Below are 13,792 nucleotides of genomic sequence, written 5' to 3' on the forward strand. Positions count from 1 at the left end.
TCTTCTTAATTCTTCGCGACGGCGGGTGCGGCCGTCGTGGGCGCTACAGGTTCCCGCCAGCCAACAGCCAGGCCGTTGGCGTAGCGCAGATCGATGCGCGCAATGTTCGTAATCTGTTCTTTAAGCGTCTTGTCATAGATGGCGATGAAACGGCGCATCTTTTCCACCAGGTTGCCGCGACCGAGCAACAGCTCGATGCCCGGGCCCGAGCTGCCCGCGCCAGTGGTCAGGAACCAGCTGCCGCGCTCACGCAACTCCAGGCGCGCGATGGAGAAGCCCAGTGGCCGCAACATCTGACTCAACACCTGGTACTGCTGCATCACTTGCTGCTGGGCCCGCTGCGGGCCGAACAGTTGTGGCAAATGTTCATAGTTGGCCAGTTCCCGCGGCGTAAACGCCTGGCCCTGGTTGTTCAGCAACGACTCGTCGCCCCAACGGGCCACCGGCAGTTGTTCTTCCAGGCGGATCGACACTTGGTCGGGCCATACCCGGCGGACTTCGGCATGGGCGATCCAGGGCATCTGTTCCAGCTCCGTGCGCATGCCCGCCAGGTCGATAGTGAAGAAGCTCGAGGCCACGAACGGGGCGATCCGCTGCTGCACCGCCTGCTGGCTGATGTAGCTCAGGTCGCCCTGGACGTTGATCCGGGCAATCGGCCGGTCGGCATATGGCAACAGCCGTTGGGCGCCTTCATAAGTACCGAACCCCAACGCCACCAGCAGCACTGGCCAGAACAGGCTCTTGAGAAAGCCAAAATTGGCTTTCGGCAGACGCGCCGACATCGGCTCCTTGGCCACCATCCGGCTGGCACCCCGCGGCACCGGCTTGCGACCGGGTGCGGATGGCTGATGACGAAGCGATGCGCCTTGCATGGCTTAACCTCTTGGCTCTTGATGGCCGACACTGGCGGCCAGGATCGACAGCACCAGTTGCTGGAAATCCAGGCCGGCGGCGCGGGCCGCCATCGGTACCAGGCTGTGATCGGTCATGCCGGGGGCGGTGTTGACTTCCAGGAACCAGAACTGCCCATCGGCGTCCTGCATCACGTCCGCCCGACCCCAGCCGGCGATACCCAGCGCCTCACAGGCCTTGGCCGTGAGGTCCATCAGTTCTTTTTCCTTGGCGGCGTCCAGCCCGCAGGGAATGCGGTACTGGGTATCGTTGGCGACGTACTTGGCGTCGTAGTCGTAGAACGTGTGCGGGGTGCCCAGCGCAATCGGGGGCAACACCTGGTCACGCAGGGTGGCGATGGTGAACTCGGGACCACTGATCCACTGTTCCACCAACACTTGCGAATCGTAGGAACTGGCGTCTTTCCATGCCGCGGTCAACTCAGGCAGCGAATTCACTTTCGCCATGCCGATACTTGAACCTTCATGGGCCGGTTTGACGATCAAAGGGAAGCCCAGTTCCGTGGCCGCCGAAATACAATCGGCCTCGCACGCCAGCACGGCGTGACGCGGCGTCGGAATGCCGAGGCTGTGCCAGACCTGCTTGGTGCGCAGCTTGTCCATCGCCAGGGCAGACGCCAGGATGCCGCTACCGGTGTAGGGAATGCCCAGGCATTCGAGCAAGCCTTGCATGCTGCCGTCTTCACCGCCGCGGCCGTGAAGGATGATGAATGCGCGGTCGATCTTTTCGTTCAACAGGCGTTGCAGGAAGTCGTCGCCCACGTCGATGCCGAATGCGTCGACACCGGCGCTTTGCAGGGCTTGCAGCACGGCATTGCCGGACTTGAGGGACACCTCGCGCTCGGCGCTCTTGCCGCCGAACAATACGGCAACGCGGCCGAAGGCTTTCGGCTCAAGGGTCGAGACCAGGTTGGCGTAGGCAGCAGTCATTTCAGTTTCCCCTCGCTGGAAGCCACGATTGCCCCGGCGAATAACGGACTTTTCAACAGTTTCGGGGCCAGGCCGCCGATGTCACCGGCACCCTGGCACAACAGGATGTCGCCAGCGCGCAACAGCGGCTTGACCAGTGGCGCCAGCTCCACGCCGCGCTCGATGTAGATCGGGTCCAACTGGCCACGCTGGCGGATGCTGTGGCACAACTGACGGCTGTCGGCCCCGGGGATCGGTTCTTCACCGGCCGGATAGACTTCCATCAGCAGCAGTACGTTGGCGTCGGCCAGCACTTGGACGAAATCGTCGTACAGGTCGCGGGTGCGGCTGTAGCGGTGCGGCTGGTAGACCATCACCAGGCGCCGATCCGGCCAGCCACCACGCACAGCCTTGATCACCGCCGCGACTTCGGTCGGGTGATGGCCGTAGTCGTCCACCAGCATCACGTTGCCACCTTCCACCGGCAGTTCGCCGTAGACCTGGAAGCGTCGGCCCACACCTTGGAACCCGGACAGGCCCTGGACGATGGCTTCATCGCTGACACCTTCGTCGGTGGCGATGCAAATGGTCGCCAAGGCGTTGAGCACGTTGTGATTGCCGGGCATGTTCACTGACACGTCCAACGGTTCGCGATCCGGACGCAACACGGTGAAGAACGTCTGCATGCCCTGCTGGCGCACGTTGATGGCGCGCACGTCGACTTCTTCGCCAAAACCGTAGGTCACGGTCGGGCGCTTGATCAGTGGCAGGATTTCGCGCACCACCGGGTCGTCCAGGCACACCACCGCCAAACCGTAGAACGGCAAGTTGTGCAGGAACTCGACGAAGGTTTTCTTCAGTTTGTTGAAGTCACCGTCGTAGGTCGCCATGTGGTCGGCATCGATGTTGGTGACCACGGCCACCAGCGGCTGCAAGTGCAGGAAGCTTGCGTCGCTCTCATCGGCTTCGGCGATCAGGTAGCGGCTGGTGCCCAGCTGGGCATTGGTGCCCGCGGCATTCAGGCGCCCACCGATCACGAAGGTCGGGTCCAGGCCCCCGGCAGCGAACACCGAAGCGATCAGGCTGGTGGTGGTGGTCTTGCCATGGGTACCGGCGACGGCGATGCCGTGTCGATAGCGCATCAGCTCGGCCAGCATCTCGGCCCGAGGCACCACGGGAATACGGCGTTCCAGGGCGGTGGCGACTTCCGGGTTGGAGGTGTTCACGGCACTGGAGACCACCAACACGTCGGCATTGGCGGCGTTCTCGGCACGGTGACCGATAAAGATGTGGGCGCCGAAGGACTCCAGGCGCTCGGTCACCGGGGACGCTTTGAGGTCGGAACCAGAGACTTCATAGCCCAGGTTCAGCAACACTTCGGCGATCCCGCACATGCCCACGCCGCCGATACCGACGAAGTGGATACGGCGGATACGGCGCATTTCCGGTTGCGGCATGGCTTTGCGATTCTCAACCATGGGCCACCTCCAGGCAGGTATCGACCACTTGGGCCGTGGCATCGGGTTTGGCCAGGCGGCGGGCGGCACGGGCCATGTCTTCGAGTGTTTGCGGCTGCATCAAAACCTCTGTCAGGCGCGCGGCAAGATCCGCGGCGCCAGTCGTTCTTTGCGGCATCAGGAAGGCAGCGCCTTCACGGGCCAAATAATCGGCGTTGCGGGTCTGGTGATCGTCGATGGCGTGGGGCAAAGGCACCAGCATCGAGGGCAGACCGGCGGCAGCCAGTTCACTGACAGTCAGCGCGCCAGCGCGGCAGACCACCAGGTCGGCCCAGCCATAGGCTTGGGCCATGTCTTTGATGAAAGGCTGCACTTGCGCCTCCACGCCTGCGGCGCGATAGCGCTCGGCGGTCACTTCATCGTGGTTTTTGCCGGCCTGGTGAAACACTTCCGGGCGCAGTTCGGGGGCGACCTGCGACAAGGCTTCGGGCAGCAATTTGTTCAACGGTTCTGCCCCCAGGCTTCCGCCCAGGATCAGCAAACGCGCCTTGCGTCCGGCCAGGGCCGGGCGCGGTGTATCGAGGAACAGCTCGGTTCGCACCGGATTACCGGTGGTGCGGCGGCTGCCCGACAGGGTAAAGGTGTCGGGAAAGGCTTCACAGACCCGGGCGGCCAACGGCACCAGTAACCGATTGGCGGTACCGGCCACGGCGTTCTGTTCGTGAACGATCACCGGCACACCGGCCAATTTCGCCGCAACACCGCCAGGACCGGTCACATAACCGCCAAACCCCACTGCGCATATCGGTCGCAACCGACGGATGATCGCCCGCGCCTGCCAGACCGACCGCAGCAGCATCAGCGGTGCCTTGAGCAACGACAACTTGCCTTTGCCGCGCAGGCCACTGGCGTCGATCCGGTGCAGCTCCAGGCCCGCGCCAGGCACCAGTTCGTTCTCGATACCCCGTGGCGTCCCCAGCCAGTGCACGGTGTAGCCGCGCGCCTGGAACTCCCGGGCACAGGCCAGCGCCGGGAACACATGTCCGCCGGTACCGCCGGCCATGATCAGCACGTTAGCGCCCATGAGTCGGCTCCTCGGCGAAGTCGCTCTCCTGGAACTCCATCTCTTCGCTGCCCAAATGGGTTCGACTCTCCCATTCGATACGCAGCAACAAGCCGAGACAGGCACAGCAGATCACCAGGGAACTGCCGCCATAACTGAGGAACGGCAGCGTCAGGCCCTTGGTCGGCAACAGGCCGACGTTCACGCCGATGTTGATCAGGAACTGGCCGATCCACAGGAACGACAGGCCATACGCCACGTACGCGGCAAAAAACTGCTTGGCCTTCTCCGCCCACAGGCCGATGTACATGCCACGCACGCAGACGAACACGAACAGCGCCACGGTGCACAACGAGCCCACGACGCCCAGTTCTTCGGCCAGGACCGAGAACACGAAGTCGGTATGGGCTTCTGGCAGGTAGAACTGCTTCTGTACGCTGTTGCCCAGGCCTACGCCCAGCCATTCGCCGCGACCGAAGGCGATCAGCGCCTGGGTCAATTGATAGCCGGAACCGAACTGGTCCGCCCACGGGTCGGTAAAGGTGATCAGGCGCGCCATCCGGTAGGGTTGCGCCTGCACCAGCACCGTTACCGCCGCAACCGCCAGCGCGACCATCAGGGTGAAACGGAACAGCCCGACGCCTCCGAGGAACAGCATCGCCGCCGCCGCACCCATCATCACTACCGTGGCGCCGAAGTCCGGCTCCATCAGCAGCAGGCCCGCCATCGGCAGCAACACGATGAATGGCTTGAAGAAGCCCATCCAGCTCTCGCGTACTTCTTTCTGGCGCCGCACCAGGTAACCGGCGAGGTAGATCACCACGAAGACCTTGGCAATTTCCGAAGGCTGTACGTTGAAGAAGCTGAAACCGATCCAGCGCATCGAGCCGTTGACCTCGCGGCCGATCCCAGGCAACAGCACCATCACCAACAGGCCGAAGGCACCGAGCAACATCATCCAGCCCAGGCGCTGCCAAGTGGCGATCGGCACCATCATGGTGACGATGCACGCGCCCAAGCCGATCACCAGATAAATCAGGTGGCGGATCATGTGGTAAAGCGTATTGCCTGACTGCACGGCCGCCACTTCCGACGACGCGGACGTGATCATCACCAGACCCAGGCCCAGCAGCGCCAGGCAACCGGCGAGCATCGGGAAATCCAGGTCGATGCCGCGCCCGGTGATCAGCGGCGACGGGTACGGCTTGATGATGTTCATCAGACTCATGCCAAGTCCTCCGCGGCCCGGGCGAACAGCTGCCCGCGCTCTTCATAGTTCTTGAACATGTCGAAACTGGCGCAGGCCGGCGACAACAGGACTGCATCGCCCGGTTGAGCCAGGGCGCGGCACTGCTGCACCGCTTCATCCAGCGAAGCGACACGCACCAGCGGCACGGCATCGCCGAGCGCCTGGGCGATCAATTCGCGGTCGCGGCCCATCAGCACCACGGCACGGCAGTTGGCCGCCACCGGATCGCGCAAATCCTTGAAGTCGGCACCCTTGCCGTCGCCACCGGCGATCAGCACCAGTTTGCCTTCGATATCCGCGCCCAGCCCTTCAATGGCCGCCAGTGCAGCACCGACGTTGGTGGCCTTGGAATCGTTGTACCAAGCCACGCCATCGAGATCGCGAACCCACTGGCAGCGGTGCTCGAGACCGGCAAACGTGCGCAGGGCCGCCAGCATGGCATCGAACGGCAGGCCGACCGCGTGCCCCAGGGCCAGGGCAGCCAGGGCGTTGGCCTGGTTATGGGCGCCACGAATCTTCAGCTCGCGCACAGGCATCAGGTTCTGGAATTCGAAGGCCAGGTATTTCTCGCCATTCTCTTCGCGCAGCCCGAAGCCTTTGAAATCCGGAACCCCCAGGCCGAAGGACCAGCACGGCAACCCCTCGCCCAACAATGGCCGGGTCAGGGCGTCCTGGCGGTTGAACACCACTTGCCGGGCGCCACGGAAGATCCGGTGCTTGGCCAGGTGGTAAGCCGGCAGGCCGCTGTAACGGTCCATGTGGTCTTCACTGACGTTGAGCACGGTCGCCACTTCGGCGCCCAGATGGTCAGTGGTCTCCAGCTGGAAGCTCGACAGCTCCATCACGTACAGCTCGACGTCGTCATTGAGCAGGTCCAGCGCCGGAGTACCGAGGTTGCCGCCCACGGCGACGCGCTTGCCGGCCGCTGCCGCCATCTCGCCCACCAGGGTGGTGACGGTGCTTTTGGCGTTGGAACCGCTGATGGCAATGATCGGCGCCTTGGCGTTGCGCGCGAACAGCTCGATGTCGCCGGACAATTTCACGCCACGGGCAGCCGCCGCCTGCAGGGCCGGAGTCGCCAGGGCCAGGCCGGGGCTCACGTAGAGCTCATCGGCGCGGCACAGGAATTCGACATCCAGCTCGCCACAACGCACGTCCACCTGGGGATAGTCACGCCGCAGCGTGGCCAGCTCAGGTGGATTTTCCCGCGTATCGGCCACAGCAAACGACACGCCCCGGTTCGCCAGGAAGCGAACCAGGGACATGCCGCTCTTGCCGAGGCCGACAACGATGCGGAAGTGGTCAGAAGCGATCAGAGACACTCGTTCTACCTCAGCTTCAGGGTGGCAAGGCCGATCAGCACCAGGATCACGGTGATGATCCAGAAACGGACGATCACACGCGGCTCGGGCCAGCCTTTGAGTTCAAAGTGGTGGTGAATCGGCGCCATGCGGAATACGCGGCGGCCGGTCAATTTAAAGGAAGCAACCTGAATGACGACTGACAGGGTCTCCATCACGAACACACCGCCCATGATGAACAGGACGATTTCCTGGCGAACGATGACCGCGATGGTGCCCAGGGCCGCGCCCAGCGCCAGTGCGCCGACGTCGCCCATGAAGACCTGTGCCGGGTAGGTGTTGAACCACAAGAAACCCAGGCCGGCACCGATCAGCGCACCGCAGAACACGATCAGCTCGCCCGCCCCGGGCACGTAAGGAATCAGCAGGTATTCGGCGAATTTCACGTTACCCGACAGGTAGCAGAAGATCCCCAGCGCGCCGCCCACCATCACCGTCGGCATGATCGCCAGGCCATCGAGGCCATCGGTGAGGTTGACCGCGTTGCTCGAACCGACGATCACCAGGTAGGTCAACACAACGAAACCTGCGCCCAACGGAATGCTGTAGTCCTTGAGCATCGGCAGGATCAGGGTGGTTTCCACCGGCGAGGCGGCAGTCATATAAAGGAAGATTGCCGCGCCGAGGCCAAACACCGACTGCCAGAAATATTTCCAGCGGCTCGGCAGACCACGGGAGTTCTTCTCGATCACCTTGCGGTAATCGTCGACCCAGCCGATGGCGCCAAATAGCAGTGTCACCAGCAGCACGACCCAGACGTAACGGTTCGCCAGGTCAGCCCAAAGCAAAGTACTGATGCCAATGGACGACAGGATCAGCGCACCACCCATGGTCGGGGTGCCGGATTTGGACAGGTGGGACTGCGGGCCGTCGTTACGCACCGACTGGCCGATTTGCAGGTTCTGCAAGGTGCGGATCATCCACGGGCCCAGGAACAGCGACAACGACAGCGCGGTCAGCACACCCAGGATCCCGCGCAGGGTCAGGTACTGAAAGACCGCGAAGCCTTTGTGGAACTGTTGCAGGTACTCCGCTAGCAGCAGCAGCATTAATGTTTCTCCATACGGGTGCCGCACAGCGCCGCGACGACGTTTTCCATCGCTGCACTGCGTGAGCCCTTGATCAATAAGGTGGTGTTCGGGTCTTGCTCGGCCCCCAGGGCCTGGATCAGCTCGGCCTGAGTGGTGAAATGCTGTGCGTGTTCGCCAAACGCAGCGACCGCGTGGGCCATCATCGGGCCAACGGCATACAGCGCATCGACTTTGTCGCGCGCATAGGCACCGACATCGTGATGGCCCTGTTGCGCCCACTCGCCCAGTTCACCGATATCCCCCAGTACCAGCACGGTACGGCCGGAGAAACCGGCGAGGATATCCACCGCCGCGCACATGGACGTCGGGTTGGCGTTGTAGGTGTCGTCGATCACGCGCATGCCGTTGCTGGCTAATTGCGCAACACTGCGACCCTTGACCGGTTGCACCGCATTCAACCCGGCGACGACGCCCGGCAGCGACACGCCCAGGGCATGGGCGGCAGCGGCAGCGGCCAGGGCATTGGCGACGTTATGGGTGCCGAGCAGGTTCAACTGGACCCGCTCGGCGCCATCCGGGCCATGCAGGTTGAAGGCCGGGCAACCACGGGCGTCACGGTCCAGGTCGCTGGCGTAGAAATTCGCGGCAAGATTGCTCAGGGCGAAGGTCAACACCTTGCGCTCACCCGCCCGGACCTTCCAGGTTTCGAAAGCCTTGTCGTCAAGATTCAACACGGCGACGCCATCGGCATCGAGCCCTTCGATGATCTCGCCCTTGGCCTCGACGATTTTTTCCGGCCCGCCGAATTCGCCGACGTGGGCGGTCCCGGCATTGTTGAGCACCGCCACGTGGGGTTTGGTCATGGCTACGGTGTAGGCAATCTCGCCGAGCCGCGAAGCACCCAGCTCGATGACGGCGGCGCTGTGTTCCGGCGCCAGTTCCAGCAGGGTCAGCGGTACGCCGAGGTCATTGTTCAGGTTGCCCCGGGTCGCCAGCACAGGGCCGCGGGTGCGCAGGATGCTGGCAAGCATCTCCTTGACCGTGGTCTTGCCGCTGGAGCCGGTGATGGCCGCAACCGGGTTGCCAAACGCCGCGCGGTTCAGCGCGCCGAGTTGGCCCAAGGCCTGGCGAGTGTCATCGACCAGCAACTGCGGCAGCGTGCTGTTGGTCACTTCCCGCTCGACCAATGCTGCAACCGCACCTTTGGCGGCGACTTCATTCAGGTAGTCGTGGCCGTCGAAACGCGGCCCGGCCAGGGCGACGAACAACTGCCCAGGGACAATGGCCCGGCTATCGATGCTGACCCCGTCGAAGCTGGCATCCGCAGCCAGCAGGCGTGCATTCAGGGCGTTGGTCAGCTCGCTGAGTTTCAGGGCCTTAAGCATGGGCCACCTCCCACGCGGTCAGGGCGTGATCGGCTTCCACCAGATCGGAGAACGCATGGCGTTCGCCGTTGATTTCCTGATAGTCCTCGTGGCCCTTGCCGGCCAGGACGATGACATCCTCCGCCGAAGCGCTGGCAATCAACTGGGCGATGGCCTGGCCACGACCGGCCACGAATGTGACGTTATCCACCGCCGAGAAACCGGCACGGATGTCGTCGAAAATCTGCAACGGATCTTCGCTGCGCGGGTTGTCGTCGGTAACCAGCACGCCGTCGGCCAGCCGCTCTACCACTTCAGCCATCAGCGGGCGCTTGCCGCGATCGCGATCGCCGCCGCAGCCGAACAGACACAACAGCTTGCCTTTGGCGTGAGGTCGCAGGGCCATCAAGACTTTTTCCAGGGCATCGGGGGTATGGGCGTAGTCGACCACCACCAACGGTTGCGTTCCGCCACCCAAGCGCTGCATGCGACCGGCCGGGCCTTCGAGCTTCGGCAGGACCTTGAGGATTTCATCCAGCGCGTAGTCCAGCCCAAGCAAGGCGCCGATGGCGGCCAATACGTTGCTCAGGTTGAAGCGACCCAGCAAGCTGCTGCGCAGATGGTGTTCGCCCTGGGGCGTGACCAGCGTGGCACGCACGCCTTCGTCAGTAAATTGCGCCTGGCGCACATACAGGTAGGCGCTGGCATCTTCCAGGCTGTAGGTGATCAACCGCGATTCGCGCTGGTCGGCGGCCAGTTGCCGACCGAACTCGTCATCGATGTTGATGACCCGGCATTTCAAGTCGTTCCAGGCAAACAGCTTGGCCTTGGCTTCGCCGTAGGCCTGCATGGTGCCGTGATAATCCAGGTGATCCCGGGACAGGTTGGTCAGCACCGCGACGTCAAAGGCCAGAGCAGTCACTCGCCCCTGGTCCAGGCCGTGGGAAGAGACTTCCATCGCAACGGCCTTGGCACCGGCCTTTTTCAGATCCGCCAGGGTCGCTTGCACGGCAATCGGGTTCGGCGTGGTGTGCAGGCCACTTTCCAGCGCGCCATGAAAGCCGTTACCCAAGGTTCCAACAATGCCGCAATGCTGGCCGAGCAGGTCCAAGGCCTGGGCCACCAACTGGGTGACGCTGGTCTTGCCGTTGGTGCCGGTCACGCCAATCAGGTTCAGGTGACGGCTCGGGTCGCCATAGAAACGCCCAGCGATGTCCGACAACTGCGCTGCCAGCCCCTTGACCGGAATCAGGGGGACGTCAGTGATCGGCAGTACGGTTGCGCCTTGCACTTCATAAGCCACGGCAGCCGCACCGCGCTTCAAGGCGTCGGCGATATGGGAGCGACCATCGAACCTGGCGCCCGGCACCGCCAGGAACAAGTCCCCGGCACGTACATTGCGGCTATCCAGGGCCAGCTCGCGAATCAGCAGATCGTGACCGGCGTGGGCAAAAATCTTGTTCAGGCTCAGGGACATCAGCCACGCCCTCCTTCGGCTTTCAGGGGAACGACCGGTGCGGTATTGGCCTGCTGGGTCGGTGGCAGGTTATCCGGGGTAATGTTCATCAGCCGCAGGGTGCCGGACATCACTTTGCTGAACACCGGCGCCGAAACCAGGCCACCGAAATAGCCCGCCTTGCTCGGTTCGTCGATGACCACGACGATGGCGTAGCGCGGGTCGCTCATCGGGCCGAAGCCGGCAAACAGCGAACGGTAGGAATTCTCGGCATAGCCTTTGGTGCCCACGGAGGTCTTACGGGCCGTACCCGACTTGCCAGCCACGTGATAGGCCGGCACCTGGGCGCGATAGACACCGCGCGGCGCCTCGATCACCTGTTGCAGCATGCCCTGCATGGTCTTGGCGACATTCTCCGGGATCACCTGGGTAGTCTGCGGCGCTTTGTCGGTTTTGATCAGCGTCAGCGGTGCGATGCGCCCATTGTTGGCGAGCGCGGAGAAGGCGTGGACCAGTTGGATCGCCGTCACGGATACCCCGTAGCCATAGGACAAGGTAGCCGTTTCGGCCTTGCGCCAGTCGCGGTAGTTCGGCAGGTTGCCGACACGTTCGCCTGGGAAGCCCAGGCCGGTGTCCTGGCCGAGGCCGATCTTCTGGGCCAGGCGATAGATCGTCTCACCGCCGATGTCGAAGGCAATCTTGCTCATGCCCACGTTACTGGAATTGATCAGGATGCCGGTCAGGTCAAGCACCGGGCCTTCGGTCTTGGACACGTCGCGAATGGTGTACTTGCCGATCTGCAGCGTGCCCGGATACACCTCGACGGTGTCGCTCGGTTTCCAGCGCCCGGTTTCCAGGGCAGCGGCCATGGACACGGCTTTCATGGTCGAACCCGGCTCGAACACGTCGATCATCGCGCGGTTACGCATCATCGCCGGTTGCAGGTTGCGACGGTTGTTCGGGTTGTAGGTCGGCTGGTTGACCATGGCCAGGATCTCGCCGGTCTTCACGTCCATGATCACCAGGCTGCCGGCCTTGGCACCGTTCTCGACGATGGCATTACGCAACTCGCGGTTGGCCAGATATTGCAGGCGCAGATCAATAGACAACGCCAAGGGCTTGCCGGCCTTGGCGTTTTTGGTGACTTGGACATCCTTGATCAGCCTGCCGCGCCGATCCTTGATGACCTGTCGCTTGCCGGCAACCCCGGCGAGCCATTCGTCATAGGCCAGCTCGACGCCTTCGCGCCCCCGGTCATCGATGTCGGTAAACCCGACCATGTGGGCCGTGACTTCACCGGCCGGGTAAAAACGCCGGAACTCTTCAATGCCATAGACGCCCGGGACTTTCAGGTCGAGCACGCTCTGGCCCTGCTCGGGGGTCAACCCGCGCACCAGGTAAATGAATTCTTTGTTGGCCTGGGCTTCGAGACGCTCGGCCAGGGCCTTGGGATCCTGTCCAAGAGCGGCCGCCAGTGCTGGCCATTTTTCCTTGGCCAGCTGCATTTCCTTGGCATTCGCCCACAAGGTGGTCACCGGCGTACTCACGGCCAACGGTTCGCCATTGCGGTCGGTGATCAGGCCACGGTGAGCGGGGATCGGAATATGCCGCACGCTACGGGCATCGCCCTGCCCCTTGAGGAAGTCACGGTCGACTACCTGCAGGTCGATGATGCGCCAGGAAATGGCCGCCACCATGATCCCGAGCAAACCCAGGACCAGGCGGAACCGCCATGGGAACAGTGCCCCTTCAAGCTTCATCATGGCGTCACCATCTGCACTTCGGCAGCGCCAGGGATGCGCATTTTCAGCTGTTCGGTGGCCAATACTTCGATGCGGCTATGGGCGGTCCAGGTGCTCTGTTCCAGGATCAACCGGCCCCACTCGGCCTGCGCCTTGTCGCGCACGCTCAACTCGTTGTAGAGGGTATTGAGAAGCTGACGGTTCCAGTGCGCGCTATAGGACACGGCGATGGCCGACACGAGCACGCCGATAAACAGCAGCAGCATGAAAAAGCTGCCGCCCGGCAGAGGCTTGGCGAAGAGCTTGCTCACCGCAACTTCTCCGCGACACGCATGACCGCGCTACGGGCACGCGGGTTGGCCTTGAGTTCCGCCTCGGAGGCGAACTGCGCCTTGCCATGGATCTTGATTTTCGGCACGAAGGCTTCGAAACGCACCGGCAGGTTGCGCGGCAGGTTATCGGCTTCGCCCTTGGTGAGCTTGCGCATGAACAGCTTGACGATCCGATCTTCCAGGGAATGGAAGCTGATCACCACCAACCGACCACCGATCTCAAGCGCTTCGAGGGCCGCTTCAAGGCCCGCCTCGAGGTCGCCCAGCTCATTGTTGACGTGGATGCGCAAGCCCTGGAAAGCACGGGTCGCCGGGTTCTTGCCCTTCTCCCAGGCCGGGTTGGCGACTTTCAGCACTTCGGCCAGATCGCCGGTGCGCTCGAACGGCTTGATGTCGCGACGCTCGACCACGGCGCGCGCCATGCGGCCAGAGAAACGTTCTTCGCCGTATTCCTTGAAGACACGAGCGATTTCTTCCACCGGGGCAGTGTTGACGAATTCGGCAGCGCTGATTCCACGGGACGGGTCCATGCGCATGTCCAGCGGGCCGTCATTGAGAAAACTGAAGCCGCGCTCCGGGTCGTCCAGCTGCGGCGAAGACACGCCCAGGTCGAGCAGGACGCCACTGACCTTGCCGGCCAGGCCGCGTCCGGCGACTTCCGAACCCAGCTCGGCAAAGCTGCGCTGCACAATGACAAAGCGGCCGTCTTCGGCCGCCAGCGCTTGCCCTGTGGCAATCGCTTGAGGATCCTTGTCGAAGCCCAACAACCTTCCGTCCGGACCGAGCTGGCTGAGAATCAACCGGCTGTGCCCGCCACGCCCGAACGTACCGTCCAGATAGCAGCCATCAGGACGTACGGCGAGAGCCTCGACGGCCTCGTCCAGCAGTACGGTGATGTGGTTAAAGCCGCTATCAAT

The 13,792-nt window shown here is 63.1% G+C and carries 12 protein-coding genes; all 12 read right to left on the reverse strand.

All coding sequences use genetic code 11. The features are described 5' to 3' along the window. Positions 1-5 precede the first annotated feature (5 nt). The 12 genes from J9870_RS24060 to rsmH are packed head-to-tail and all read right to left on the reverse strand — an operon-like array spanning position 6 to position 13,792. Positions 6-872, reverse strand: coding sequence for a cell division protein FtsQ/DivIB (locus J9870_RS24060; RefSeq protein WP_025215394.1), 867 nt, complete (start codon positions 870-872; stop codon positions 6-8). 3 nt (positions 873-875) lie between these two features. Beyond that, positions 876-1,841 (reverse strand): D-alanine--D-alanine ligase, encoded by a 966-nt coding sequence (locus J9870_RS24065; RefSeq protein WP_210640748.1) that lies wholly within the window; start codon positions 1,839-1,841, stop codon positions 876-878. Then, a complete protein-coding gene (gene murC, locus J9870_RS24070; protein WP_210640750.1) occupies positions 1,838-3,298 on the reverse strand; it encodes a UDP-N-acetylmuramate--L-alanine ligase in 1,461 nt (486 codons plus the stop codon). Before murC ends, J9870_RS24065 begins: the two co-directional genes overlap by 4 nt. After that, a complete protein-coding gene (murG, locus tag J9870_RS24075; protein WP_210640752.1) occupies positions 3,291-4,361 on the reverse strand; it encodes an undecaprenyldiphospho-muramoylpentapeptide beta-N-acetylglucosaminyltransferase in 1,071 nt (356 codons plus the stop codon). Before murG ends, murC begins: the two co-directional genes overlap by 8 nt. Next, positions 4,351-5,562, reverse strand: a complete 1,212-nt coding sequence (ftsW, locus tag J9870_RS24080; RefSeq protein WP_176689625.1) for a putative lipid II flippase FtsW — start codon at positions 5,560-5,562, stop codon at positions 4,351-4,353. The genes murG and ftsW overlap by 11 nt, the downstream gene beginning before the upstream one ends. A 2-nt stretch (positions 5,563-5,564) precedes the next feature. After that, on the reverse strand, positions 5,565-6,911 hold the full coding sequence (gene murD, locus J9870_RS24085; RefSeq protein WP_210640754.1) for a UDP-N-acetylmuramoyl-L-alanine--D-glutamate ligase: 1,347 nt from the start codon (positions 6,909-6,911) through the stop codon (positions 5,565-5,567). Between the two features lie 5 nt (positions 6,912-6,916). Beyond that, positions 6,917-7,999 carry a phospho-N-acetylmuramoyl-pentapeptide-transferase gene (gene mraY, locus J9870_RS24090; RefSeq protein ID WP_210640756.1) on the reverse strand — a complete coding sequence of 361 codons (1,083 nt, stop codon included), beginning with the start codon at positions 7,997-7,999 and terminating at the stop codon, positions 6,917-6,919. Beyond that, entirely contained in the window at positions 7,999-9,366 is a 1,368-nt protein-coding gene (murF, locus tag J9870_RS24095; RefSeq protein ID WP_210640757.1) for a UDP-N-acetylmuramoyl-tripeptide--D-alanyl-D-alanine ligase, read from the reverse strand. Before murF ends, mraY begins: the two co-directional genes overlap by 1 nt. Then, positions 9,359-10,822, reverse strand: a complete 1,464-nt coding sequence (locus tag J9870_RS24100) for a UDP-N-acetylmuramoyl-L-alanyl-D-glutamate--2,6-diaminopimelate ligase (protein WP_210640759.1) — start codon at positions 10,820-10,822, stop codon at positions 9,359-9,361. The genes murF and J9870_RS24100 overlap by 8 nt, the downstream gene beginning before the upstream one ends. Continuing rightward, a complete protein-coding gene (locus J9870_RS24105) occupies positions 10,822-12,561 on the reverse strand; it encodes a penicillin-binding protein 2 (protein WP_162893922.1) in 1,740 nt (579 codons plus the stop codon). Before J9870_RS24105 ends, J9870_RS24100 begins: the two co-directional genes overlap by 1 nt. Continuing rightward, a complete protein-coding gene (ftsL, locus tag J9870_RS24110) occupies positions 12,561-12,854 on the reverse strand; it encodes a cell division protein FtsL (RefSeq protein ID WP_210640760.1) in 294 nt (97 codons plus the stop codon). Before ftsL ends, J9870_RS24105 begins: the two co-directional genes overlap by 1 nt. After that, a complete protein-coding gene (rsmH, locus tag J9870_RS24115; protein WP_123344356.1) occupies positions 12,851-13,792 on the reverse strand; it encodes a 16S rRNA (cytosine(1402)-N(4))-methyltransferase RsmH in 942 nt (313 codons plus the stop codon). The genes ftsL and rsmH overlap by 4 nt, the downstream gene beginning before the upstream one ends.

The sequence above is a fragment of the Pseudomonas sp. Tri1 genome (assembly GCF_017968885.1).
Classification (GTDB): Bacteria; Pseudomonadota; Gammaproteobacteria; order Pseudomonadales; family Pseudomonadaceae; genus Aquipseudomonas.

Coding starts and splice junctions, on each gene's coding strand:
- J9870_RS24060 (WP_025215394.1), bottom strand. CDS start 872: ATGCAAGGCGCATCGCTTCGTCATCAGCCATCCGCACCCGGTCGCAAG.
- J9870_RS24065 (WP_210640748.1), bottom strand. CDS start 1,841: ATGACTGCTGCCTACGCCAACCTGGTCTCGACCCTTGAGCCGAAAGCC.
- murC (WP_210640750.1), bottom strand. CDS start 3,298: ATGGTTGAGAATCGCAAAGCCATGCCGCAACCGGAAATGCGCCGTATC.
- murG (WP_210640752.1), bottom strand. CDS start 4,361: ATGGGCGCTAACGTGCTGATCATGGCCGGCGGTACCGGCGGACATGTG.
- mraY (WP_210640756.1), bottom strand. CDS start 7,999: ATGCTGCTGCTGCTAGCGGAGTACCTGCAACAGTTCCACAAAGGCTTC.
- murF (WP_210640757.1), bottom strand. CDS start 9,366: ATGCTTAAGGCCCTGAAACTCAGCGAGCTGACCAACGCCCTGAATGCA.
- J9870_RS24100 (WP_210640759.1), bottom strand. CDS start 10,822: ATGTCCCTGAGCCTGAACAAGATTTTTGCCCACGCCGGTCACGATCTG.
- J9870_RS24105 (WP_162893922.1), bottom strand. CDS start 12,561: ATGAAGCTTGAAGGGGCACTGTTCCCATGGCGGTTCCGCCTGGTCCTG.